This is a genomic window from Methyloligella halotolerans (assembly GCF_001708935.1).
Lineage (GTDB): Bacteria > Pseudomonadota > Alphaproteobacteria > Rhizobiales > Methyloligellaceae > Methyloligella > Methyloligella halotolerans.
In genome coordinates, this window is the sequence record NZ_MASI01000001.1 from 822,205 (window position 1) to 846,270 (window position 24,066).

At 65.2% G+C, this 24,066-nt stretch carries 18 protein-coding genes and 1 pseudogene; 2 read left to right on the forward strand and 17 right to left on the reverse strand.

The features are described from left to right. Positions 1 to 114 precede the first annotated feature (114 nt). Positions 115 to 243 carry a M24 family metallopeptidase C-terminal domain-containing protein gene (locus tag A7A08_RS17260; RefSeq protein WP_342586620.1) on the forward strand — a complete coding sequence of 43 codons (129 nt, stop codon included), beginning with the start codon at positions 115 to 117 and terminating at the stop codon, positions 241 to 243. Further along, complete coding sequence (locus A7A08_RS04010) at positions 243 to 503, forward strand: SemiSWEET transporter (protein ID WP_245290792.1); 261 nt, start codon at positions 243 to 245, stop codon at positions 501 to 503. The genes A7A08_RS17260 and A7A08_RS04010 overlap by 1 nt, the downstream gene beginning before the upstream one ends. A 25-nt stretch (positions 504 to 528) precedes the next feature. Here A7A08_RS04010 and ligA read toward each other — a convergent pair whose 3' ends face one another. The 17 genes and pseudogenes from ligA to A7A08_RS04095 all read right to left on the reverse strand — a co-directional run bounded on the left by ligA (position 529) and on the right by A7A08_RS04095 (position 24,055). After that, entirely contained in the window at positions 529 to 2,709 is a 2,181-nt protein-coding gene (gene ligA / locus A7A08_RS04015) for an NAD-dependent DNA ligase LigA (protein WP_069094185.1), read from the reverse strand. Then, the gene (recN, locus tag A7A08_RS04020; protein WP_069094186.1) at positions 2,706 to 4,409 is read right to left on the reverse strand and encodes a DNA repair protein RecN; all 1,704 of its coding nucleotides are present in this window, start codon (positions 4,407 to 4,409) and stop codon (positions 2,706 to 2,708) included. Before recN ends, ligA begins: the two co-directional genes overlap by 4 nt. Before the next feature lie 9 nt (positions 4,410 to 4,418). Then, positions 4,419 to 5,240 (reverse strand): outer membrane protein assembly factor BamD, encoded by an 822-nt coding sequence (locus A7A08_RS04025; RefSeq protein ID WP_245290793.1) that lies wholly within the window; start codon positions 5,238 to 5,240, stop codon positions 4,419 to 4,421. Between the two features lie 488 nt (positions 5,241 to 5,728). Continuing rightward, positions 5,729 to 6,507: pseudogene (lpxC, locus tag A7A08_RS17270) on the reverse strand (UDP-3-O-acyl-N-acetylglucosamine deacetylase); the annotation flags it as partial. A 253-nt stretch (positions 6,508 to 6,760) separates the two neighbouring features. Beyond that, positions 6,761 to 8,479, reverse strand: coding sequence for a cell division protein FtsZ (ftsZ, locus tag A7A08_RS04035; RefSeq protein WP_069094318.1), 1,719 nt, complete (start codon positions 8,477 to 8,479; stop codon positions 6,761 to 6,763). A 103-nt stretch (positions 8,480 to 8,582) separates the two neighbouring features. Further along, positions 8,583 to 9,833 (reverse strand): cell division protein FtsA, encoded by a 1,251-nt coding sequence (gene ftsA, locus A7A08_RS04040; protein ID WP_245290794.1) that lies wholly within the window; start codon positions 9,831 to 9,833, stop codon positions 8,583 to 8,585. Positions 9,834 to 9,945: 112 nt separating this feature from the next. Next, positions 9,946 to 10,956, reverse strand: coding sequence for a cell division protein FtsQ/DivIB (locus A7A08_RS04045; protein WP_069094188.1), 1,011 nt, complete (start codon positions 10,954 to 10,956; stop codon positions 9,946 to 9,948). Continuing rightward, complete coding sequence (locus A7A08_RS04050) at positions 10,944 to 11,891, reverse strand: D-alanine--D-alanine ligase (protein WP_280948632.1); 948 nt, start codon at positions 11,889 to 11,891, stop codon at positions 10,944 to 10,946. The genes A7A08_RS04045 and A7A08_RS04050 overlap by 13 nt, the downstream gene beginning before the upstream one ends. A 135-nt stretch (positions 11,892 to 12,026) precedes the next feature. Next, a complete protein-coding gene (gene murB, locus A7A08_RS04055) occupies positions 12,027 to 12,956 on the reverse strand; it encodes a UDP-N-acetylmuramate dehydrogenase (protein WP_280948634.1) in 930 nt (309 codons plus the stop codon). Next, on the reverse strand, positions 12,953 to 14,395 hold the full coding sequence (gene murC / locus A7A08_RS04060) for a UDP-N-acetylmuramate--L-alanine ligase (RefSeq protein ID WP_069094190.1): 1,443 nt from the start codon (positions 14,393 to 14,395) through the stop codon (positions 12,953 to 12,955). Before murC ends, murB begins: the two co-directional genes overlap by 4 nt. A gap of 51 nt (positions 14,396 to 14,446) precedes the next feature. Then, complete coding sequence (gene murG, locus A7A08_RS04065) at positions 14,447 to 15,595, reverse strand: undecaprenyldiphospho-muramoylpentapeptide beta-N-acetylglucosaminyltransferase (RefSeq protein ID WP_069094191.1); 1,149 nt, start codon at positions 15,593 to 15,595, stop codon at positions 14,447 to 14,449. Then, positions 15,592 to 16,767 (reverse strand): putative lipid II flippase FtsW, encoded by a 1,176-nt coding sequence (gene ftsW, locus A7A08_RS04070; RefSeq protein ID WP_069094192.1) that lies wholly within the window; start codon positions 16,765 to 16,767, stop codon positions 15,592 to 15,594. The genes murG and ftsW overlap by 4 nt, the downstream gene beginning before the upstream one ends. After that, entirely contained in the window at positions 16,764 to 18,185 is a 1,422-nt protein-coding gene (gene murD / locus A7A08_RS04075; protein WP_069094193.1) for a UDP-N-acetylmuramoyl-L-alanine--D-glutamate ligase, read from the reverse strand. The genes ftsW and murD overlap by 4 nt, the downstream gene beginning before the upstream one ends. A 9-nt stretch (positions 18,186 to 18,194) precedes the next feature. Beyond that, positions 18,195 to 19,280 carry a phospho-N-acetylmuramoyl-pentapeptide-transferase gene (gene mraY / locus A7A08_RS04080; RefSeq protein ID WP_069094194.1) on the reverse strand — a complete coding sequence of 362 codons (1,086 nt, stop codon included), beginning with the start codon at positions 19,278 to 19,280 and terminating at the stop codon, positions 18,195 to 18,197. A gap of 22 nt (positions 19,281 to 19,302) precedes the next feature. Continuing rightward, positions 19,303 to 20,721 (reverse strand): UDP-N-acetylmuramoylalanyl-D-glutamyl-2,6-diaminopimelate--D-alanyl-D-alanine ligase, encoded by a 1,419-nt coding sequence (locus tag A7A08_RS04085; protein ID WP_141693828.1) that lies wholly within the window; start codon positions 20,719 to 20,721, stop codon positions 19,303 to 19,305. Further along, positions 20,708 to 22,177: a UDP-N-acetylmuramoyl-L-alanyl-D-glutamate--2,6-diaminopimelate ligase gene (locus tag A7A08_RS04090; RefSeq protein WP_069094195.1), complete on the reverse strand. Its 1,470-nt coding sequence runs from the start codon at positions 22,175 to 22,177 to the stop codon at positions 20,708 to 20,710. Before A7A08_RS04090 ends, A7A08_RS04085 begins: the two co-directional genes overlap by 14 nt. 102 nt (positions 22,178 to 22,279) lie before the next feature. Beyond that, positions 22,280 to 24,055 carry a peptidoglycan D,D-transpeptidase FtsI family protein gene (locus A7A08_RS04095; protein WP_069094196.1) on the reverse strand — a complete coding sequence of 592 codons (1,776 nt, stop codon included), beginning with the start codon at positions 24,053 to 24,055 and terminating at the stop codon, positions 22,280 to 22,282. Positions 24,056 to 24,066: the final 11 nt, after the last annotated feature.

Here is a 24,066-nt window from a genome sequence, read left to right on the forward strand (position 1 = left end):
ATCGAGAACCTCATCCTGGTGACGGAACCGCAGGCGATCGAAGGCGGCGAGCGGGAGATGATGGGTTTCGAGACGCTCACGCTCGCGCCGTACGATTTCCGGCTGATCGAGCCGATGCTGCTGACCTCAGAGGAGCTCGCCTGGCTCAACGCCTATCATGCGCGGGTGCGCGAGACGCTGGAGCCGCTGCTCGACGAGGCGGAGATCAGCTGGCTCGCGAAGGCCACGGCGGCGCTGCAATAGTGTTCGACTTCTGGGCCAATGTGGTGTCGGCGATCGCCGCGACCCTGACGACCCTCGCCTTCGTCCCCCAAGCGTTTCACATCCTCCGCCACAAGGAGACGCGAGCGATCTCGCTTTGGATGTATGTGACCTTCGCCACAGGTGTCGCGGCGTGGCTCACCTTCGGCATCATGATCTGGAACTGGCCGATGATGATCGCCAACACGATCACCCTATCGCTCGCGCTGGCGATCCTGGCGATGAAGATCCGTTACGGGTGAGGGATGATGCCCGGATCGAGTTAGCTCAGGTGCTGCCGATCAGCTTTAGCCAGTCGTCTTCGGACAGCACCTCGACGCCGAGCTTCTCGGCGTCCTTGAGCTTCGACCCGGCGCCGGGCCCGGCGACCACGATATCGGTATTCTTGGAGACGGAGCCGGAGACCTTGGCGCCCAGGCGCTCGGCTGTGGCCTTGGCCTCGGACCGGGTCATCTGCTCAAGGCTACCGGTGAAGACGATGCGCTTGCCGGAGACGGGCGACGTGCTCTGCTGCTGCTCGAGGGCTTGCGGCTCCACATGCTCCAGCAGTTCGTCCACCACCCGGACATTGTGAGGCTCGGCGAAAAACTCTGCGATGGCGTCGGCAACCGTGGCGCCGATTCCCTCGATATTGTCGAGTTCCGCGAACGCCTCACCCTCCTTGTTCTCTGCGATCTGCTTCATGGCTGTCATGAAGGTGCCGATATCGCCGTAGCTCCGCGCCAGCAGCCGGGCGGTGATCTCGCCGACATGACGAATGCCCAGGGCGAAGATGAAGCGGTCGAGCGGAATCTTGCGCCGGTGGTCGATGGCGGCGAACAGATTGGCGACGGAGGTCTCCCCCCAGCCCTCGCGGTCTTCCAGCTTCGTCTGGCTGCGGGCGTTGCGGGTCTGCAGGGTGAAGATGTCGGGTGGCGACTGGATCAGCCCTTCCTCATAGAAGGTCTGGATGTTCTTCTCGCCGAGGCCTTCGATATCGAAGGCGTTGCGGGAGACAAAATGCTTCAGGCGCTCGACTCGCTGGGCCGGGCAGATCAGGCCGCCCGTGCAGCGGCGCACAGCATCGCGCTTGCCGGATTTCTCATTCACCTCGCGGACGGCGTGGCTGCCGCAGGCCGGGCAAAGCTCCGGAAACTCGAACGGTTTTGAATCCTTGGGCCGCTTGTCCAAGACCACGTCGACGATCTGCGGGATGACATCCCCGGCGCGCTGGAGGATCACCGTGTCGCCGATGCGGACATCACGGCCTTCACGGATCGGTTCGCCGTCGGCGCCGATACCGGCGATGTAGTCCTCGTTGTGGAGCGAGGCGTTCTTCACCACGACGCCACCAACCGTGACGGGCCTGAGCTTGGCGACCGGCGTCAGGGCGCCCGTGCGGCCCACCTGGATCTCGATTCCCTCCAGGACGGTGGTTGCCTTCTCGGCAGGAAATTTGTGGGCGACAGCCCAGCGGGGCGAACGGGAGACGAAGCCCATGCGCTGCTGCAGGTCGAGCCGGTTCAGCTTGTAGACGATGCCGTCGATATCGTAGTCGAGCCCCGCCCTGCCCGTCTCGATCTCACGATAGGTCGCGATCATCGCGTCCGTGCTGTCGGCGAGTTGCATCAGCGGATTGAGCGGCAGACCCCAGCGGCGCATGGCCTCGTAGACGCCCCATTGGGTGTCGGCAGGCAGATCGCCGGTCTCGCCCCAGCTATAGGCGAAGAACTGTAGCGGCCGGGCGGCGGTGATCGCCGGGTCCAGCTGGCGGAGGGAGCCGGCGGCCGCGTTACGCGGATTGGCGAAGAGCCGGTCGCCCTTTTTCTCCTGCTCCGCATTGAGCTTGAGGAAGGCCGCATGGCTCATATAGATCTCGCCGCGGACCTCGAAGGGATCGGGAAAATCGTCGGCGACGATCGTTTGCGGGATGTCGCCGATGGTGCGGACATTCTGGGTGACGTTCTCGCCCTCGTAGCCGTCGCCGCGGGTCGCGGCCTCCACCAGCTTACCCTTTTCGTAGCGCAACGTGATGGAGAGGCCGTCGATCTTCGGCTCGACGGTGAAATCCAGAGGCTGGTCGGCATCGAGGCCGAGAAACCGCCGGACGCGATCCACGAAGTCGGTCACGCCCTCGTCGTCGAAGACATTGGAGAGCGACAGCATGGGGACGCGATGTTTGACCTTGCCGAAGGCGGCCACGGGTGCGGCGCCGACCCGGTTGGACGGGCTGTCGTCGCGGACGAGATGGGGGAAGAGCGCCTCGATCGCCTCGTTGCGGAGGCGGAGTTCGTCATATTCGGCGTCGGAGAGCTTCGGCGCGTCGTCCTGGTAGTACAGGCGGTCGTTCTCCGCGATCGCGGAGGCAAGGCGCTTAAGTTCTTCGGCTGCCTGTTCCTCGGTCAGGGCTTCCGGCGCGACCTCCGAGAGTTCACTACCGACCCGTGCGTCCGCCTTCTTCGCACTCATGCCCGCTCGCCTGTCCGTTCACCTGCCCTTTGGCTCATAAGCCGCTCGGCGGCGGCGCGGGCCTCGTCGGTGATCTCCTGGCCGGCCAGCATGCGGGCGATCTCCTCACGGCGATGCTCGCCTTCCAGGTGGACGACCCGGGTGGCAACCGCCTCGCCCTGATCTCCGTCGACGCTTTCCTTGGCGATGCGGAGATGACCGTGGGCCTGGGCCGCAACCTGGGGGGCATGGGTGACGACAAGGACCTGCACCTGATCGGCGAGCCGCGCCAGCCGTTCGCCGATAGCGGCTGCCGTGGCACCGCCCACGCCCGTATCGATCTCGTCGAACACGAGGGTCGGCGCGGAGCCTCGCGAGGCCAGCACCACCTTCAGGGCCAGGATGAAGCGAGCCAGCTCGCCGCCGGACGCCACCTTCATCATCGGGCCGGGCTCGGTGCCCGGGTTGGTCTGAACGTGAAAAGCAACGCGGTCGATGCCGCTGGGCCCACCCTGATCGAGGGGCAGGCGCTCGATCTTCGTAATGAAGCGCGCCTTCTCAAGCTTGAGGGGGCCGAGCTCGGCAATGATGGCCTCGTCCAGCTTGGCGGCGGCGTCCCGGCGCGCGTCGCTGACGGTAACTGCCTTGGTTTCAAAGGCTTGGCGCGCCTTCTCCACATCTTGATTCAGGGCTTCGAGGCGGCTTTCGCCCTGCTCCAGATTCTCAAGCTCGGTTTCCAAGCGCTGGGTGAGAGCCGGGAGATCGTCCACGAGAACCTTGTGCTTGCGGGCAAGGGCGCGAAGCGCGAAGAGGCGCTCTTCCGCCTGTTCCAGCTCCTGGGGCTCGAAGGCTGTCTCCGCCAGGCTCCGCTCGATTGTGTTGCGGGCGTTCTCCGTCTCCAGCATCACCTTCTCCAAGGCGTCGGCGACGGGCGTCAGCAGCTCGCTCGCCGCCTCCGCCTGGCGTTCGATGCGGCGGAGCGCGGCGGCAATCCGCGCCTGGGCCGTACCCTCCCCCTGCAGCGCATCCAGAGCTTCGACCAATTCGCTGGCGATCTTCTCCGCGCTCATCATCAGCGCGCGGCGGTCGGCGAGGCTCTCCTCCTCGCCCTCCTGTGGATCGAGAGCGCGAAGCTCCTCCAGGGCGTGGGAGACGAAATCGGCATTGGCGCGGATGGTCTCGATCTCGCGGGCGTGCTCCTCCAGCGCGCGTTCGGCGTCCTTCCATACGTCCCAGAGGCGGCCGAGCTCGGCCGAATCCCCCGTGAGACCAGCATAGGCGTCGACCAGGTCCCTATGGCCGCTCTGATCGATCAGGGCCCGGTCGTCGTGCTGACCGTGGATCTCCACGAGCATCTGCCCGACCTGCTTCAGGAGCTGGATGCTGACAGTCTGATCGTTGAGGAAGGCGCGGGTCCGGCCATCGCTGTTCTGGACGCGGCGGAGAATGAGGGTGCCTTCCTGGGCGATCTCGTTCTCGTCCAGAAGCGCAAGGACCGGGTGGCCGGGAGCGGGCTCGAACACCGCCGTCACCTGGCCCTGGGATGCGCCCTTGCGGACGAGCGCCGCGTCACCGCGGCCGCCGATGGCCAAGGTGAAGGCATCGAGAAGGATGGATTTACCCGCGCCGGTTTCGCCCGTCAGGACCGAAAGCCCCTCGCCAAAGGCGAGGTCGAGCTTGTCGATCAGAACAATGTCGCGGATCGACAGGGAGGTCAGCATGGCTGGGCGTCAGGCCGGGTTGCCCGAGCCCCGGAAGGTCTCCGTGATCCAAGAGCCGGCATGCTCCTGGGGGGCGCGTCCGGACTTCTGCAACAACGAATAGGCACGCTGGTACCATTTGCTGTTCGGGAAGTTGTGGCCGAGAACGGCGGCGGCGGTTTCCGCCTCGTTGACGATGCCGAGGGCCATATAGGCTTCGGTCAGGCGCATCAGCGCCTCTTCAACCTGCTCGGTCCGCTGATATTCGGTCACCACGTCGCGGAAGCGGTTGATGGCGGCCAGGTAGTCGTGATCGCGCAGATAATAGCGGCCAATGGTCATCGAGTTCGCGGCCAACAGATTCCGGAGAATGCGAACGCGGTTCTGAGCCTCAGCCGCGTAGCGCGAGCTCGGATAACGCTGGACCAGGGTCTCATAGGCATTGAGGGATTCGCGCGCGTTGGTCTGGTCGCGCTTCGGATCCAGCACCTGGTCGTAATACGACATGGCAATGATGTTCTGGGCCAACGGCGCCTCATCCGTACCCGGATGCAGGGTCAGATAGCGCTTACCCGCCGAGATCGCCTCGGGATATTTGCCGTTCTTGTAATAGGCGTAGGCCGACATGACGATGGCCTTGCGGGCCTCCGTCGAATAGGGGTGGTTGACGTCGACGTCTTCGTATTTCTGGGCGGCGTCCTTGTAGTCCTGCTCGTTCAACAGGGTCTCCGCCTCGCCATAGATCACGTTCGGCGGCCGGGAATCGCCGATGGGCTCTTCCTTCTTCTTCTTGAACGGATTCAGGCCACCACCGCAGCCCGCTAGCATGATGGAGGCAGCAATCAGCGCCACGCCCGCGCCAAGTGGGCTCACGCCCGGGCTGAGAGCAGGTCACGTCGCAAAGCCGAAATCCCCCCGACCAAAAACTGCATCGAATCTCCTGCGAATCTTGGCGCGCTCTCTTTTACGAATGGTGAACCATATTCGCGAAGGAGCGCCAATAGACGCGGAGGCGCCCACCCAAACGGTCCATTATGGTGTTTTTTAGCCCGCGGCCAGGATGTGCGCACCCTTGAGGCGCTTCTTTATCAGATTCCGCGGCAGATGACGCAAGCAATCTCGATGGCGCGTCGGGGCCACCGAGATGCTTGGCGTCTGGCTACTGACGGTTCGATTTATTCAGCGGCGAAGTTCGCGGCCGCAAGCTGCGGGCTGAGCTCGGCGTGGCGGACCTCGTGATGCCGCGGGGCATCCACCATGGTCCAAGCGTCCGGATCGGCCAAGAGGGCCTCAAGCACCAGGCTGTTCAGGCGATGGCCGCCGCGGATCGAGCGGTAGGCACCGAGGATCGGCGCGCCGACGAGGGCCAGATCGCCAACGGCATCCAAAGCCTTGTGACGAACGAACTCGTTCTCGTAGCGCAGGCCTTCGCGATTGATGATGCGATCGTCGCCGATGGCGACCGTGTTCTCCAGGGACGCGCCGAGCGCCATGCCCGAAGCCCAGAGGCGCTCCACGTCCTTCATAAAGCCGAAGGTGCGGGCGCGGGCCAGCTCACGGCGGAAGGCGCCGGGGTTCAGGTCAAGCTCGAGGCGCTGATGGCCGATGAAGCAGTTCTCGAAATCGATCTCGATATCGAGGCGGAAACCGTTATGGGGCACCAACTCGCCGGAGGCGCGCCATCCTGGACACGTATCGGCTTCAGAACCTTGAGGAAACGGCGCGGAGCATCGAGCTCCTTGAGGCCGACTTCGTCGATCGCCTCGACGAAGCGGGCGGCGCTGCCGTCCATGATCGGAACTTCGCCGTTATCGATCTCGACGATCACATTGTCGACACCCATGCCGCGCAGGGCGGCCATAAGATGCTCGACCGTCGCCACAGAGGCGCCATTGCCGTCGCCGAGAATGGTGCAGAGCGTGACACCGGTGATCATGCGCTGATGAGCGATGATCTCGCTGCCCTCGGCGTCTCCATCGGAGATGAGGAAGCGGATGCCGGTATCGCTGTCGGCGGGAATAAGGAGAAGAGAGACCGGTGCGCCACTGTGAACGCCGATGCCGGTCAACGATACTTCGCTGGCTAGCGTGGTTTGCTTTGCCCCAATGAACCCCTTCATGGTCCCCCGCACGTGTTACCTATGTTCCCAGGTCCGGAGCTGTCCCCTGCTCCGTGATCGGTGCCCTTGCTTTTCGCTTTTCGGGTCAGTCGATCTTTCTAGTGGAAACCATACGGGTCGCTTGTAAGCCCTACAAATCACGCTTTCTTTCAATGTGTTACCAGGCCGGTAACCATGTAACACATTGATCGATAAGCCTTTTTCTCCCCCTTCTCACATTCCTTCGTTACAATTTGCGCAGATCCTGCGCCGATCAGTTTGCCTGACGGCGCAGGAAGGCGGGAATCTCGAGCTCATCATCGGAATCATCCGATTCGGGCTCGGGGCGATTCTCCGCTGCCGGGCGTGACTGCGGGCGCGGAGCGGGCTCCTCGCGCTTGGGCATGGGCGCCACCGGGGCTGCACCCTGGGGACGCTCGCCTTGAGCACGATCGCCCTGCGGACGCTCGCCTTGTGGACGCTGCCCTTGATGAGCCTCAGGCTGGGAGGCACGAGGGCGAGGCTCGTTGGCGCCGAAATCCGGCTCACGCTTCTCGCCCGTGTCCTCATCTTCGCTGCCGGCAAGACCGCGACCGACGCCGGCCAGACGCTCCAGGAAGCCGACTTTGCGCTTATGGGCATCGAGCCCCTGCTGGGGCTGCTCGCCGGAGCGGGCCTTCAGCTCCTTCTGGGCCACGATGGGAAACTCTTCCACATTGGGCATGCGGCGGAGATTCCGCGGACCGGACGCAGGCGGTGCGGGCTTGAACTGCGGCTGAGGCGCGGCCTGCTTCTGCTGAGCGGGATCCTTCTGCGGTGCGACCGGAGCCGGACGGCGCTCGATGGTGACGTTGCCTGGGGCCTGCCAGACCGGAGGCTCGGAAGCGTCGTCGCGCTTGGCCTGAGGCTGGCCCGCATGCATGTCCTGCTCGGGTTTGAACGGATTCGGGTTATTGCCGAGTCCGGCCAGACGCTGGGTGAGCGTGGGCTTGTCCTCGAGGGTCTCGCTGAGGATCTCCTCCATCTCCACGGGGCCGAGACCGGTCGCAACGACGGAGACGCGGATGCGGCCGTCGAGCTGGTCGTCGAAGGTGGCGCCCACGATGATGTTGGCTTCCTCGTCGGCCTCTGCGCGGATCCGGCTCGCCGCCTCGTCGACCTCGAAGAGGGTGAGGTCGTTGCCGCCGGTGATGGAAACCAGCAGGCCGCTGGCGCCGCGCATGGAGATATCGTCGAGCAGCGGGTTGGAGATCGCCTGCTCGGCGGCATCGACCGCCCGGCGCTCGCCATCGCTTTCGCCGGTGCCCATCATCGCCTTGCCCATGCCGGCCATGATGGTCCGCACATCGGCGAAGTCGAGATTGATGAGGCCTTCCTTCACCATCAGATCGGTGATGCACGACACGCCGGAGCGCAGCACATCGTCGGCCATGGCGAAGGCGTCGGCGAAGGTGGTCTTCTCGTTGGCGATGCGGAACAGGTTCTGGTTCGGGATCACGAGCAACGTATCGACGTACTGCTCAAGCTCCTTGATGCCCTGCTCTGCGGAGCGCAGACGGCGCACGCCTTCGAACTGGAACGGCTTGGTGACGACGCCGACGGTCAGGATGCCCTCTTCGCGGGATGCGCGGGCGATGACCGGGGCCGCACCCGTGCCGGTGCCGCCGCCCATGCCGGCGGTGATGAACACCATATGGGAGCCCGCAAGGTGGGCCTTGATGTCGGCCATGGCCTCTTCGGCGGCCGCGGAGCCGATCTCCGGCTTCGAGCCTGCGCCCAAGCCTTCGGTGACGTTGGCGCCCATCTGGATGCGGCGCTCGGCGGCCGAGCTGGTCAGGGCCTGGGCGTCCGTGTTGGCGACGACAAACTCGACGCCCTGCACACCCTTGGCGATCATGTTGTTCACGGCGTTGCCGCCGGCCCCACCGATACCGAACACGGTGATGCGCGGCTTGAGCTCCGTCGTATCTGGGACTCTGAGATTGATAGTCATGTCGCGGTTCCGATCCTCTTCGGTGTGAGGTGTGTCTGTCATGTCTGGCTCCTTCCGAAGCGACTTAAGCCCTTTCGCGTAAGAGCCGTTTGGTGTGACATCGTCAAAAGTTGTCCCGGATCCATTCGCTTACCCAGGCGAAATACCCTGTACCCGTTCCGAGAAAACGTTGCTCTGCCCGGCTCGCCAGCCGGTCATCATCCCGCGCCCACTGAAACAGCAATCCAGTCGCCGCAGAGAAATCGGGGCCGCTACCGGTCTCCGGCGCGCCGGTCAGCTTGCGCGGACGGCCAAGGCGCACGGGACGGCCAAACATGTTCGAGGCGAGCTCGCTCAACCCGGTGAGCTGGCTGCCCCCACCGGTTAGAACGATGTGCTGGGCGGCCTCGGAAGCATGTCCGTTGGACGCCAGGCGCCGCCGCATCTGATCCAGAATCTCCTCGATGCGCGGCCGGATCATGACCGACAATTCGCCCTTGGTGATCTGGTTGAGATTGCGGTTCTGGACGTCGCCGACGGACGGATAGGTGATGATCTCGCATTCGTCGGATTCGGTGGCGAAGACGCTGCCATGGAGAGTCTTGAGGCGCTCGGCATGCTCGATCGGCGTCGACAGCGAGCGGGCGATATCCGTGGTCATGCCGTAGCCGCCCATGGCGATGGCATCGACATGGACGAGGTGGTCGTCGGCGAAGACCGACAGGGTCGTGGTGCCGGCGCCGAGGTCGAGGCAGGCGACGCCGAGCTTCGCTTCGTCATGGGTGATCACGGAGAGCGCGCTGGCGTAGGGAGCGGCGACAAGAGCGGCGATGTTGAGGTGGCAGCGTTCCACACAGAGCATGAGGTTGCGCATGGCCACGTCGTCTGCGGTGACGGTGTGGATATCGATCTTGAGGCGCTCGCCGCACATGCCGACCGGATCGTGGATGCCGGCGTTGTCGTCGAGCCCGTAGCTGGTCGGCAGGCCGTGCAGAACGGTGCGGCCATCGCGGCCGGCGTACTGCCGGGCACCGGCCAGAATGCGCATGATGTCGTCTTCGCGAACCACGCCGTTGGGCAGCGCGACGGAAGCGGAGAAGCTGTCGCTCTTCAGGCGGCCGCAGGTCACGGCGATGTGGACGTCCTCGACGGTGACGCCGGCCATGCGCTCAGCCTCGTCGACGGCGGAGCGGATGCAGTGCTCGGCGCTGTCGAGATGGACGATCAGGCCGCCCTTCAAACCTTCGGCGCGATGATGCCCGTAGCCCAGCAGCTCGAACTGCATGGGCTCGTTGGTCTCCAGCCAATCGGGGGCGGGCTTCGCCTTGGCGATCAGACACGCGATCTTGCTCGTGCCCAAATCGAGCACGGTCACGATGCGCGGTCGCCTTCCCCTATTTATGATTGGATGCCGCATCCAAGTCTTACCTGATCCAAAATGGCCCGATCGCGATCAGGCCGTTCCCATTGCTTCAATCGATGTCGCGTTACGTGCTTCCCTTCGGCGGCGCTGCGATCGTGCTCGCCGTCGGCAGTTCGGAGCCCTGGCCGGGTGGCCCGCCGGCCGGACTCCGAGGTGTTTCGTGGAGGCGGACCGTCACCCGGTCCGCCAAGCGGAGATCGACGCTGGCGATGTCGCGGTTCAGGATGCCGCGCCGGTCGTCCAGGTCGGTGAGGGCCGTGAGCGCCTGGCCGATATTGTCGTCCGGCAGCATCACATCGAGCCCCGAGAGGAGCTTAAGATTCCAGCGGCGATCGCCAACGCGAATGGCCGCGAGCATCTGGTCTTCGAGGTTGGAGAACATGGCGAGGGTCGCCAGCAGCTCCGAGGCGTTCTTGGCCGCCCCCTCGCCCACCACGATGGGAAGGCTCGGATAGGCGTCGGGGATCGCCGGGGCCAGCACGGCGCCGTCGGCATCCACCACGTAGGTCTTGCCCTTGTTCTGCCAGATGGCGAAGGGCGTGCGCTCCTCGATCACGACCTTCAGGGTCGAGGGCAGCAGCCGCATGACCTGGGCATGCTTCACCCACGGCACCTGCTCCAGCCGCTCCTTGGCGGCGGCGGTGTCGAAGCCGAGGAGGATGGTGTTGGAGTTCGCCCCGAGGGCGCCGGCGATCTCGGCATCGGAAGCATGCTGCTGGCCTTCGAGCACGATGCGCTGTGCGCCCAGCCCTGCCGCGACGGCCATGGCGCCGACACCGTTCTCGGCCTGCTCATAGAGCTTCTGGACCTGGCCGCCGGACCACAGGCCGTAGGTCGCGCTGAGCCCGACGAAGACGAGAGCGAAGAGACGCCACGGGCGCTGCCTGCGGCTCGACGCCAGCTCGATGCGGCGCAGCCGGCGCGACGCGACCCGGCGCACCTCGCGTGAATTCGGAACCTTGATGGTGGTGAGGCTACGGCCGCGCGGAGGCACGATCGCCCGCTGAAATAGCGGGTCGGCCTTGGTCTCGCCTTGCTGTCTCGGCCGCAGGGGCCAGAAGTTCAGCGATTGCACGACGCGTCCTCCACGATCCAGCGGACCAGCTCGCCAAAGGAGCGTCCGCTATACGCCGCCAACTCGGGCACGAGCGACGTGGATGTCATTCCCGGCTGGGTGTTAACTTCTAGGCAGATAAGGCCCCCGGAGCCCCCCGCTGTATCGTCGTAGCGGAAGTCCGAGCGGCTAACCCCTCGGCAGCCCAGTGCCCGATGAGCCGCTACCGACAGCTTCCGTACCAACTGGTAAACATTTGGTAAAAGTTTAGCGGGCAGGACGTGATCGGAGCCTCCCGCGGCGTATTTCGCCTCGTAGTCGTAGAAGGCGGATTTCTGCGCCGGACAAATCTCGATGACGTCCAGGGGCTCGTCGCCCATCACGGCGCAGGTGAGCTCCCGGCCGGGGATGAAACGTTCGATCATCACCTCGTCCCCATGGCCCCAATCGGCGCTGTAAAGCTCCTGGGGCGGATGCTCCTGATCCTCCCGCACGATATAGACGCCGACGCTGGACCCTTCGGCCACAGGCTTGATGACATAGGGGGGCTTCATGGCGTGGCGCTCAGCCGCCTCCAGACGGGGCAGGACCAGGCTTTCGGCGACGGGCACGCCGCCGGCCTTCAGGGACGCCTTGGCGCGCTCCTTATGCATGGCAAGGGCCGAGGCGAGCACGCCGGAATGGGTGTAGGGAATCTGCAAGGTCTCGAGGATGCCTTGCACGCAGCCGTCTTCGCCGAAACGGCCGTGCAGCGCGTTGAAGCAGACATCAGGGGCGGTTTCGACGATGCGGCTTGCGACATCGCGCCCTGCATCGATCTTGGTGACGCGATAGCCCTCTTCCTCAAGGGCGTGAGCGCAGGCTTCGCCGGAACGCAAGGAAATCTCCCGCTCCGCGGACATGCCACCCATCAAAACTGCAACATGGGTTGCGTTATGGGCCCCGCCTTCGCTCAATTGTGGATATCCCCCATCGCCAATTGCTTATCGATGCCGAATCAATAAGCGAATCACCTCCCCCTCCGGTCTACGCCAGAGGCGGGAATCTGACAACGGATTCGGTGACTTAAGAGGCAGAAACGGGCGAAATTTTTATCCGCGAGTCCCGAGGCGCTTGATCTCCCAATCAAGATCGACCCCGCTCGACTCCTTCACCCGGGCGCGGACCGTCTCCCCCAGGGTTTCCAGATCGTCGGCGGTGGCGCCGCCTTCGTTGATCAGGAAGTTGCAATGGAGCTCGGAGACCTTGGCGTTGCCCACTTCCAGACCACGGCAGCCGGCAGCATCGATGAGCTGCCAGGATTTGTGGCCGGCAGGGTTCTTGAAGGTGCTTCCGCCGGTGCGGCTCTTGATGGGCTGCACCTCCTCCCGGTAGTTGGCGATCTCGTTCATCTCGGCCAGGATTTCGGCCTGATCGCCGGGGCGGCCCTGGAACAGGCCTTCGGAGAAGATGAGATCCTCCGGCGCACCGCAATGGCGGTAGGTGTAGTCAAGCTCGGCGACGGACAGAACGTGGATTTCGCCGTTCCTGTCGACGGCCCTGGCTTCGACCAGCACGTCCTTGGTCTCGGTGCCATGGGCGCCAGCGTTCATGCGAAGCGCGCCGCCTACGGAGCCCGGGATGCCCCGGTAGAAGGAGAGGCCCGCGATACTGGCGTCCGCCGCGGCGCGGGCGAGCTTCACGTCCGGCACCGCCGTGCCGGCACGCAGGCGGTCGGCGCCCTGCAGCTCGATCTGGCCAAAGCCCTTGCCCAGGCGGATGACGATACCCCGGATGCCGCCGTCGCGGACCAGGAGGTTCGAGCCGAGCCCCACCATGGTGACGGGCACGTCCGCCGGCAGGCGCTTCAGGAAGTAGGCGAGGTCGGCCTCGTCGGCCGGCGTGAAGAGCACCTCCGCCGGTCCCCCGACGCGGAACCAGGTCAGCTCTGCAAGGCTCGCTTCCGGTATCAAACGGCCGCGCAGCTCGGGCATGGACTGGGCGATCTCGGCGGCGAGACCGCCGGTAACTGTCTCACTCACGGCTTTCCTCCGGCCCCGCCCTCTCGCTCGGCAAGCCGCCGGGGCAGGTTCGCCATCCATTCGGAGATGGTGCCGGCGCCGAGCCCCACGACCATGTCCCCCGGCTCGACCTCATTGGCGATGGTGGCGGCCAAGCTCTCTTCGTCATCCACGGGGATGACATGGGCATGGCCATGCCGGCGCAGGCTCGCCACGAACTCGTCGCGGTCGATGCCCGGGATGGGCGCTTCGCCTGCGGAATAGACCGGTGTCACGATCGCCGTATGAGCATCATCCAGGCAGGCGGAGAACTCGTTGAACAGGTTCTGGAGGCGTGTGTAGCGGTGGGGCTGCATGATGCCGATGACGCGGCCGGCATCGGCGGAGCGGGCGGCCCGCAGCACGGCGGCGATCTCCACCGGGTGGTGAGCGTAGTCGTCGTAGAAATGGACGCCGTTCCACTCGCCGACCAGAGAGAAGCGGCGCTTCACGCCGGAGAAGGCGCCCAGGCTGTCGCGGATCTGGGCTTCGCTGAGGCCGGTCTCGATGCCGACACCGATCGCGGCCAGGGCGTTCAGGGCGTTGTAATGGCCCAGCGCCGGCAGGGTCACGTCGGGATAGCGGTTCGGCCCGCCGCGCACCTCGCGCCCCAGCTCCACGTCGAAGACCATGGAACGACCTTCCGTGCGCAGATTGGTCATGCGGATATCGGAATCGCGCGAGACGCCGTAGGTCAGCACGCGGCGCCCGTTGGCCGCGCCGCCGAGGCGGGCGAGCATGGCGCGGACCACGGGATGGTCGATGCCCGCCACGACGAGACCGTAGAACGGGATGGCATCGATGAATTGCTCGAAGGCGCCGTGGAGACGGTCCGTGGTCTCCCAATAATCCATATGCTCCGGATCGATATTGGTGACGACGCCGATCTGGGTCGGCAGCTTGACGAAGGTGCCGTCGGATTCGTCGGCCTCGACGACCATCCACTCGCCCTCGCCGATCCGCGCATTGGTGCCCCAGTCGTTGATGATACCGCCGGCTATCACGGTGGGGTCGAGACCGCCGTCGTTCAGGAGATCGGCGATCATCGCGGTGGTGGTTGTCTTGCCGTGGCTGCCGGTGACGGAGACGGTGGCGCGGTCGCGCATCAGCTCGGCCAGCATCTCGGCACGGCGGATGATCGGGATGCCCTGCTCCCGCGCCGCCTCGAATTCCGGGTTTCCCGGCTTCACGGCGCTGGAGATCACGAGATAGCCGATGCCCTTCACGTTCTCCGGATCGTGGCCGATCAGACAACGGATGTTCTTCTGCCGCAGCCGCTCCAGATTGCCGCTGTCCTTCAGATCGCTGCCCTGGACGCGATAGCCGCGGGTGTGCATCACCTCGGCGATGGCGCTCATGCCGATGCCGCCGATGCCGACAATGTGGAAGAGGCCGGTCTTCTCCGGAGGAGGCAGGCGCATGGCGTTAGACGTGTCCCTTCGTTCGGATGAAGCGCATCAGCACTCGACGGCTCAAGCGCTCGCGTGGCTTTCGGCGGCGGCGAGCGCCTCGGCGAAATCGGCAAGCCGGGCGACCGCATCCACCGTCGCCGCTTCATGGGCCTTTGCGGCGGCCGCCGCGAGGCGGTCCGGATCGTCGAACAGGCTCTTCAGCTCCGCCGCCAGACGCTCCGGCGTCAGCTCGCTTTGAGGCAAACACCAGCCACCGCCTTTTTCGGCGAGCCGAGTAGCATTCTCAAGCTGATCGTTGTCAAGAGCATGGGGCAGCGGCACGAAGATCGCGGGCCGGCCGATGGCCATCATCTCGTTCACGGTTGAGGCGCCCGACCGGGAGCAGATCAGATGGGCGTTGGCGATACGCTCGGGCAGATCCCGGAAGAACGGTGCGAGATGGGCGGCGATGCCGGCCTCCTCGTAGGCCGCTCGCGTGGCATCGAGATCCTCCTCCCGGGTCTGCTGCACGATGGTGAGCCGATCGCGCATGGCGTCGGGCAGAAGCGGCAGCGCGGCCGGAAAGACCTCCGAGAAGAAATGGGCGCCCTGGCTTCCGCCGAAGATGAGCAGGAGCAGCCTGCCGTCCGCGGTCGGCGGGTCGTAGGGCTGATCGCGATAGGCGAGGACGGCGCTGCGGACCGGTGTTCCCGTCACGGTGGACTTGGCGACAGCGTCCTCGCTCATCTTCTTGGTGGGCGAGACGGTGAGCGCCACCCTGCTCGTGATCTTGGAGAGCAGCCGGTTGGCGCGCCCCATGACGGCGTTCTGCTCGTGCACCGCTGTCGGGATGCCGAGGGTCCGCGCGGCGATGACCGGCGGCAATGTCGGATAGCCGCCGAAGCCGATGACGGCGCGGGGCTTCACCCGCCGGAGCATGGCGAGGCCGCCGACATAGCCCATGCCGAGGGTGGCGAAAGTCTTGGCGAGGCTGAAGGGATTGCGGCCTCTCACGGTCGCCGACGGCAGCTGATGGATGGCGCGGGCGGGAAAATCGATCGCGTATTTCTCGGTGCGCAGATCGGTGGCGAGCTCGACAGGGTAGCCGCGGGTTTTCAGTTCCTCGGCCAAGGCGGCGGCGGGGAAGAGATGACCGCCGGTGCCGCCGGCCGCCAGGAGGAACGGCCGGTCGTCATGAAGCTTGTCTTCCGTGTCGGGCGCGCCGGTCACGCCGCCTGCTCCCGCACATCGTTCTCTTGCTGCTCGTGGCTCCGGTCCCGGGCGGGGCGCTGGGCGGCCTTCGGGCGCTTGCGGGTGAGGCCCAGAATGAAGCCCGCCGTGAGACCCATGGAAAGCATCGAGGTGCCGCCATGGGAGATAAACGGCAGGGTCATGCCTTTGGCCGGCAGGAGGCCCACATTCACCGACAGGTTGATGAGGGTCTGGAAGCCGAACAACATCACGAGGCCGGCGATGGCGAGGCGAATGAAGCCGTCAGGCTCGTTGGCCGCCTTGGCGAAGCCGCGCATCACGATGAAGGCGAACATGGCCACAAGCACCATGCAGGCGACGATGCCGTATTCCTCCGCCGCAACGGCGAAGATGAAGTCGGTATGGGCATCGGGCAGCACGGTCTTGATGGTGCCCTCCCCCGGTCCGCGGCCGAACCAGCCGCCCTGCAGGAAGGATTCGATGGCGCGGTCGGTCTGATAGGTGTCGCCCGATTGCGGATCGAGAAAGCGGTCGATGCGCGATGCCACGTGAGGCACCAGGAAATAGCTCGCCGTGAGGCCGGCGATGGCGACGATGCCGAGGGCGGCGATCCAGACGAGATCCATGCCGGCCATGAAGAACAGGCCGCCCCACACGAGCGTGACGAGGAGCGTCTGGCCGAAGTCGGGCTGCAGCACGAGGAGCGTGGCGAGCAGTATGTAGAAGAACACCGCCAGCTCGATGCCGGGCACGTCGCGGCGGGTCTGGTGCTCGTGGAACAGCCACGCGACGAGTACAACGAAAGCGGGCTTCACGAACTCCGTCGGCTGGATGGACAGGGATCCGATCTGCAGCCAACGCTGGGCGCCCTTGACCTCCGAGCCGACCCAGAGGGTGAGCAGCATCATGACGATGCCGATCAGGAAGATCACGAGGCTGGTGCGCCGGATCATTTTGGGCGACAGGGTCGAGGCCGCGAACATGACGATGATCGTGGGTGGAATCATCATCGCGTGGCGGCGCACGAAGTAGAACGGCTCCAGATCGTACCGCGCCGCCATGGGCGGGCTGGCCGCGAAGGAGAGCAGAAGCCCCGCCGCCATCAACAGCAGCATGCCGAAGAACATCAGGCGGTCGACAGTGAACCACCAGTCGCTCAGCACGCTGCGGTCGGCACGGGCGAGCCTCATTCGGGGGCGTCTCCATCGGAATCGGCGGGGATGACGTCGTCGATCGCGAGAACGGCGTCGATAAAGGCCTCGCCGCGCTTCTCGAAATTGTCGAACTGATCGTAGGACGCGCAGGCCGGCGACAGGAGAACCACCGATTCGTGCGGATTTGCGGCGGCGATGGCATCTTCCGTCGCCTGCTTCAGGGCTTCTTCGAGGGTGCCCGAAATCGTGTGCTCCAGATCGTCGCCGAGCGCCTTGTCGAAGTCCTCGGCAGCCTCGCCGATGAGATAGGCCTTGTTGATCTTCTCGTAGTAGCGATCCAGCCCCTTCAATCCGCCTTCCTTGGCCCGTCCGCCGACGATCCAATAGATATTGTCGAGGGCGGCTAGCGCCTTGCCGGCCGCATCGGCGTTGGTCGCCTTGGAATCGTTGATGAAGAGGAGCCGGCCCAGCTTGCCCACGAGCTGCATGCGGTGGGACAGGCCCGGGAAGGTGCGCAAGCCCAGCTCGACCTCCTGCAAGGTGAGCCCCTGGCTGCGCACGAGCGCGTAGGCCGCGGCAGCGTTCTGCCAATTATGGACGCCGCGGAGCGCTGATATACCTTCGATGCTGACCTCGTCGCCCCGCTTGTCGTTGCCGATCTCGAAGAGCTCCGCGTCTTCCGCATAGACGCCCTCGGGGACCTCGTGCTCGGCGCTGATCTGCTTCACGGCGTAGGGCCCGGTCAGGCTCTCGGCAATCTTGCGGGTCTCCGGATCGTCGACGCCGATCACGGCGGTGTCGCCCTCCCCCATCTTCTCGAAGACCCGCGCCTTGATGGCAGCGTAGTTCTCGAGGCTACCGTGACGGTCGAGATGGTCGGGGGTGATATTGAGGAGCGCCGCTGCGTTGGGGTGCAGCGAGGGTGTCAGATCGATCTGGAACGACGATAGCTCCAGCACGTAGATCGCATCGTCGGCGAAGGGCTCGAGATCGAGCACCGCCCGGCCGATATTCCCGCCTTCCTGCACGTTGCGGCCCGACTCCCGCAGGAGATGGGCGGTGAGCGCGGTGGTGGTCGATTTGCCGTTGGTGCCGGTGACGACGATGACCTTGGCATTGCTGCCCTCCGCCTCGCGCTGGCGAAAGAAAAGCTCCGTATCGCCGATGATCTCGACCCCGGATTCTTGGGCCTTCTTCACAATCCAATGGGGCGTGGGATGGGTCAGCGGGATGCCCGGCGATAGGATGAGGGCTGCGAACCGCGACCAGTCGGCGGTCGAGAGATCGCCGGTCTGGACATTCTGCTCGTCCGCCTTCCAGCGCTTCTCCGGATGATCGTCCCAGGCGAAGACATGGGCTCCGCCCGTGCTCAGGGCCTTGGCGGCGGCAATGCCGCTCACGCCGAGACCGAAGACCGCGACGTCGCGGCCCGTGAAGATATCGATGGGAATCATTGTTCGACCCTAACGCAATTTGAGCGTCGCGAGACCGGCCATGGCGAGCACGACGGCGATAATCCAGAACCGGATCACGATGGTGGATTCCTTCCACCCCTTCTGCTCGAAATGGTGATGGAGGGGGGCCATGCGAAAGACCCGATGGCCGGTCAATTTGTACGACGTGACCTGAACGATCACCGAAACCGCCTCCAGAACGAATAGCCCGCCGACCACCGCCAGCACGATCTCGTGCTTGATAGCGACCGCCACCGTGCCGATGGCGCCGCCAAGCGCCAGGGAGCCCGTATCGCCCATGAAGATCTGGGCGGGCGGCGCGTTGAACCATAGGAATCCGAGGCCGGCGCCTACTAGGGCGCCGCACACCACGGCGAGCTCGCCGCTGCCCTGGACGAAGTGGATTTGCAGATAGTCGGCGAAGACGGCGTTGCCGACGAGGTAGGCGATGAAGCCGAAGGTCGCGGATGCGATCATCACCGGCACGATGGCGAGCCCGTCGAGGCCGTCGGTCAGGTTCACGGCATTGCCCGCGCCGACGATGATGAAGGCGCCGAAGGGTACGTAGAACCAGCCGAGATCGATGGTGACGTCCTTCAGGAAGGGGATGGCCACCTCGTTGGTGAGCGAAGGCGCGGCCAGATAGGAGATGGCGCCGGCGGCGAGAAGCGCCGCGATCCCCTCAATCACCAGCTTGATGCGGCCGCGGAAGCCCGCGGTCGTCTGGCGGGTGACCTTCAGGTAGTCGTCGTAAAGGCCGACGCCGCCATAGACGAGGGTCAGCAGAAGGACGACCCAGACATAGGAATTGGCAAGGTCGCACCACAGCAGAATGGAGGCGGTCGCGCCGAACAGGATCATCAGGCCGCCCATGGTCGGCGTGCCCTGCTTCTCCAACAGATGAGTGGCCGGACCTTCGGAGCGGATCGGTTGCCCCTTGCCCTGGCGGATTCGCAAGGACCGGATGATCGCCGGCCCGAACAGGAAGACGAGCAGAAGCGATGTCAGCATCGCAGCGCCCGTGCGGAAGGTGATGTAACGAAAGACGTTGAAGATGCTCAGCTCGTCTGAGAGCGCGAACAACCAGGTCAGCATCTTCTATCCCCCCATCGGCGCGTCAGTTGAGTGCGCCGTCCTCCAAATGCCGCTTCAGCTCGGTGACGAGCGGCGCAAGCCTCGCTCCGTAGGAGCCCTTCACCATCACGATGTCGCCCGGCCGAATCGCATCCAACACGCGCGGCACAAGCTCTCCCGGTTCGCTGGCATAGCCGCCTTTCTTCCCCTCGGGCAAGACGTCGTAAAGCGCAGAGATGAGCTCACCGCTGGCAAAGACGATATCGATGCCCGCCTCGTCTATAAACTTTGCCAAGTCCCTGTGAAATGCCTCGGCGCTTTCTCCCAGCTCCAGCATGTCGCCGAGCACGGCAATCCGGCGGCCGTAGGCCTCCCGGGGGACGAGGCCGAGGGTTTCGAGCGCGGCGCGCATGGAGGCTGGATTGGCGTTGTAGGCGTCGTCCACCACGGCCACCTTGCCCTTTGCGCCTTCGAACACCTGCCATTCGCCCCGTCCCGCCTGAGCGCGCCACTGGAGGAGCGCGGCGGCCCCCGCCTCGATATCGGCGCCAGCGGCTTCCGCCGCGGCCAGCACGGCGAGCGAGTTCTGGACGAGATGGCGCCCGGGGGCGCCGAGCCGGTAGGAATGGGTCTTTCCCCGAAGGTCGGCTTCGACGGCGGAGCCTTCCGGCGTCAGGGAAACATGAAGTAGGCGGAAATCGGAATTTTCCGCCTCGCCGAAGCTGACGATCGTCGCATTCCTGGCTTTGGCCGCCGTCGCAAGACGGTCGAAGAACTCGTTGTCCTTATTGAGAATCGCGGCGCCGCCGAGCTCTAGCCCTTCGAAGATCTCGGCCTTGGCGTCGGCGATTTCGGCGAGGGAATTGAAATGGCCGATATGGACCGGTGCGACGGTCGTGACGATGGCGATATGAGGCCGGATCATCCGGCTTAGCGGGGTCAGCTCGCCCGCATGGTTCATGCCCGCCTCGAACACGCCGAACGCGGCGTCCTTGGGCATGTTGGCCAGGGTGAGCGGGACGCCCCAATGATTGTTGTAGGACTTGGCGGAGGCGTGGACTTTGCCGCTCGGGGCGAGCGCCAGGCGCAGCGCCTCCTTGGTGCCCGTCTTCCCGGCGCTGCCGGTAACGGCGATGATCCTGGTGCGGGTCGTGCGGTCGCGGGCTGCGCGTCCCAGGTCCTGCAGAGCTTCGAAGGCATCGGCCACCCGGATCAGCCGTGGATCGCTGCTCTCGTAGTCCCGATCGACAATGGCACAGGCCGCGCCCGCCTCGAAGGCGGCAGGCACGAATTCGTGTCCGTCGAGGGCAATGCCCCGGATCGCGACGAAGCATTCGCCCGGCTGCAGCGTGCGGGTGTCGATGGAAACCCCGGCGACGGGTGCTTCGCCATCCTGCGATGCCTCACCCCGAATCGCTTTCGCGATCTCGCCGACGGTCCAGAGCGGCTCAGCCACGCGCATTCCCTTCCGAGGCGGAAAGCGCTGCAGCGACCGCCTCGTGATCCGAGTACGGGATGATCTGGTTGCCGACGATCTGACCTGTCTCGTGGCCCTTCCCAGCGACGAGGAGGACGTCCCCCTCCTCCAGATGGGAAATCGCCTCGCCGATGGCCTCGGTCCGGTCGGCGATCTCGATGGCACCCGGCGCGTGAGACAGGATCGCCCGGCGGATATCGGCCGCTTCCTCGCTGCGGGGGTTGTCGTCGGTCACGTAGACCTGGTCAGCAAGCTTTGTGGCCACGGCGCCCATCTGCGGCCGCTTGCCCCTGTCCCGGTCACCGCCGCAGCCGAACACGACCAGCAGCCGGTGGCGCACATAGGGGCGTAGCGCCTCGATAGCCTTGGCCAGGGCGTCGGGCGTATGCGCGTAATCGATAAAGATGGGAGCCCCCGCTCCCGTGGTGCCGCCGAGATCGAGGCGGCCTTTCGCGCCTTCCAGCTCGGACAGCATGGGCAGCACGTCGTCGAGGGGGGCACCGGTGGTCGCCATGACCAGCCCCGCCGCGACCAGGGCGTTGGAGGCCTGGAAGTCCCCGACGAGGGGCAAGCGAACCTCGCGGGTCTCGCCTTCGTAGAGCACCTTCAAGGTTTGGGAAAAGCCGTCGGGCACGGCCTCCAGGAGGCGCAGGGTCTTCCCGCGTTTGCCGACGGAGATCAGATTCAGGCCGCGGGCGATGCATTCGGCGGCGACACGCTCGGCCGCCTCGGAACCGATATCCACCACCGCCGTATCACCCGGCGCGAGCAAATCCCGGAAAAGACGCAGCTTCTGAGCCAGGTAGTCCTCGAAATTGTGATGATAGTCGAGGTGATCGCGCGTGATGTTGGTGAAGCCGCCCGCCTTCAGCTTCAAGCCGTCCAGGCGATGCTGCTGGAGGCCATGGCTCGAAGCTTCGATGGCGAGATGGGTCACGCCCTCTCCGGCGAGCTCGCCCAGGATCCTGTGAAGCTCGATGGGGTCGGGTGTGGTGTGGTTGAGGATGGTCGTGCCCTTCGGGGCGATGACGCCAATGGTGCCGACGCTGGCCGCGTTGAGACCGCGGCGCGTCCAGAGCTGGCGCACGAAGGAGGCCACGGACGTCTTGCCGTTGGTACCGGTGACGGCGACTGCGGTCTCCGGCTGGGCGCCGAAGAAGCGGGAAGCTGCGAGGGCCAGAGTATGGCGCGGCTCCTCCACCTCGATGACGGGAACGCCGACATCGTCGGCTCCGGCGCCTCGCGGCGCAAGAATAGCGGCCGCACCTCTCGCCGCCGCTTCGCCGATGAACTTGCTGCCGTCGGTCTTCACGCCTGGCAGCGCCGCGAAGAGGAAGCCGGACTGGACGCTTCGGCTGTCTGCGGAAAGACCGAGGATCGAGATGCCGGCCACGTCTTCGGCCAAGGCCGCATCAGAGCCAATCAACTCGCCAAGCTTCATCAATGAATATGCCCCATGCGCTTGCCCGGCTCTTAAGCTCGGAGCCCGGTCGGGCCGCCGGATGGCGGCGTCGGAAGCCTCGCGCCGCCCCCGTTCTTCGCTCTAATAGGAGGCCACCACGGAATCGTCAAACCCGTGCCTGGGCAAAGAGGCCGCGGCCTTTTCCAGGTCGAGATTCGGCTGCACGCCGAGGATCGGCGCGATCCGGGCGATGACACTGCCCACGGTCGGTGCGGCGTTGGCGCCGGCCGTGTGCAAGAACTTGCTCTCTTTGACCTTCTGCGGTTCGTCCAGCATCACCAGCACGATATATTCCGGAGCGTCGGCCGGAAATGTGGCGACAAATGAGTTGAGCAAGGCCGATCGGGCATACTTTCCGTTGACGACCTTCTCCGCCGTGCCCGTCTTGCCGCCGACCCGATAGCCCTCGGCATTGGCCTGCTTGCCGGTGCCCTCCATGGCATTCAACCGCATGAGGCGGACCATCTGATCGCTCGTGCTCGTCTTCAGCACGCGGGTGCCGCTCGCCATGCCCTCCGCCCGGCTGCGCGGCAGGAAGGTCGGCTGAACCTTGACGCCGCCATTCACGATCGGGATCGCCGCGGCGGCGAACTGCAGCGGCGTCACCGACAGACCGTGACCGAACGCGATCGTCATGGTGTTGATCTTCTTCCAGTCCTTCGGGAACAGAGGCGCCGCGGTGGCGCCGATCTCGGTCATGGTGGAATTCAGAAGCCCCAGCCTGCGCAGGAAGTCCTGGTGGCGATCGACGCCGACATCCATGGCGATCTTCGCCGCGCCGATGTTGGAGGAATGGGTGAACACCTCCTCCACGGTGATGGGCCTGTGCAGGCCGTGGAAGTCGCCGATCGAAAAGCGGCCGATTTTGATGGCGTGGGTTGCGTCGTAGACGGAGTGGACGGAGCAGATTCCTGCATCCAAACCTGCCGCCACGGTGACCAGCTTGAAGATGGAGCCGAGCTCGTAGACGCCTGCCGTCACCCGGTCGTGGCGATCCTTGTCGAGTGCCTGCTCCCGGTGATTGGGATCGTAGTCCGGCAGCGAAGCCAGACCGACCACTTCTCCGGAGTGGACATCCAGAACAACGCCCGCGGCGGCCTTCGCCTTATAAGTCGAGATGGCGTTCTGCAGCTCTTCGTGAAGCACGTGCTGCACACCGAGATCGAGAGACAGGGTGACCGTCTCCTCGCCCGCCGGCGTTTCGGCGTTCATGAAGGAGAGCTGCGGATTCTGGTCGACGAAGCGTTCCATGCCGGCCAGGCCGTTATTGTCGATATCGACGAAGCCGACCACGTGGGAGGCGGTGGCGCCGACGGGATAGACGCGGCGGTACTCCTCGACGAATCCGAGGCCGGGAACGCCGAGGGCGTGGATTTCCGCCTGTTGGCTGGGGGTCAGCTCGCGGCGGATATTGACGAAACGGCCGCCCTTGTTGATGCGCTTACGGATATCGGCGGCATCGATGTCGGGCAGGACCGTGGAGACCTTCTCCACCAGCTCGTCGGAATCGATCACCCGAAGGGGGTCGGCGAAGAGCGTCGCTCCCTTGATGTCGGTCGCGAGCAGGCGTCCTTTGCGGTCCAGAAGGTCCGGGCGGTGAACGGTGGTGGTGGTGTCGTAGAAGCCGGGATCGGGCGCGACCTGGAAATTCATGCCCATGGAGACCAGACGCCCGCCAACGAGCATGAAGCCGATCACGAAGCCGAGGCAGATGAGCTGGAATCGGCGTCGGCTCCGCGCGATATAGGCCCGCTCGGCGCGCGCGGTGGCGGCGTTCGGCTTGTCGGCCGCACTCGCCTCCTTCGCCGCATTCGAATCCTGCGCCGCTTGAGCCTGATGGGCCTCCTCGGTCGTCATGTCCAGCGCTC

What these genes read in the sequence shown, in the direction of transcription:
- A7A08_RS17260 (WP_342586620.1), top strand. Translation starts at nt 115, where the DNA reads ATGCTGCTGACCTCAGAGGAGCTCGCCTGGCTCAACGCCTATCATGCG.
- ligA (WP_069094185.1), bottom strand. Translation starts at nt 2,709, where the DNA reads ATGAGTGCGAAGAAGGCGGACGCACGGGTCGGTAGTGAACTCTCGGAG.
- recN (WP_069094186.1), bottom strand. Translation starts at nt 4,409, where the DNA reads ATGCTGACCTCCCTGTCGATCCGCGACATTGTTCTGATCGACAAGCTC.
- ftsZ (WP_069094318.1), bottom strand. Translation starts at nt 8,479, where the DNA reads ATGACTATCAATCTCAGAGTCCCAGATACGACGGAGCTCAAGCCGCGC.
- murC (WP_069094190.1), bottom strand. Translation starts at nt 14,395, where the DNA reads ATGCGCCTGCCTCCTCCGGAGAAGACCGGCCTCTTCCACATTGTCGGC.
- ftsW (WP_069094192.1), bottom strand. Translation starts at nt 16,767, where the DNA reads ATGAGGCTCGCCCGTGCCGACCGCAGCGTGCTGAGCGACTGGTGGTTC.
- murD (WP_069094193.1), bottom strand. Translation starts at nt 18,185, where the DNA reads ATGATTCCCATCGATATCTTCACGGGCCGCGACGTCGCGGTCTTCGGT.
- mraY (WP_069094194.1), bottom strand. Translation starts at nt 19,280, where the DNA reads ATGCTGACCTGGTTGTTCGCGCTCTCAGACGAGCTGAGCATCTTCAAC.
- A7A08_RS04085 (WP_141693828.1), bottom strand. Translation starts at nt 20,721, where the DNA reads ATGCGCGTGGCTGAGCCGCTCTGGACCGTCGGCGAGATCGCGAAAGCG.
- A7A08_RS04090 (WP_069094195.1), bottom strand. Translation starts at nt 22,177, where the DNA reads ATGAAGCTTGGCGAGTTGATTGGCTCTGATGCGGCCTTGGCCGAAGAC.
- A7A08_RS04095 (WP_069094196.1), bottom strand. Translation starts at nt 24,055, where the DNA reads ATGACGACCGAGGAGGCCCATCAGGCTCAAGCGGCGCAGGATTCGAAT.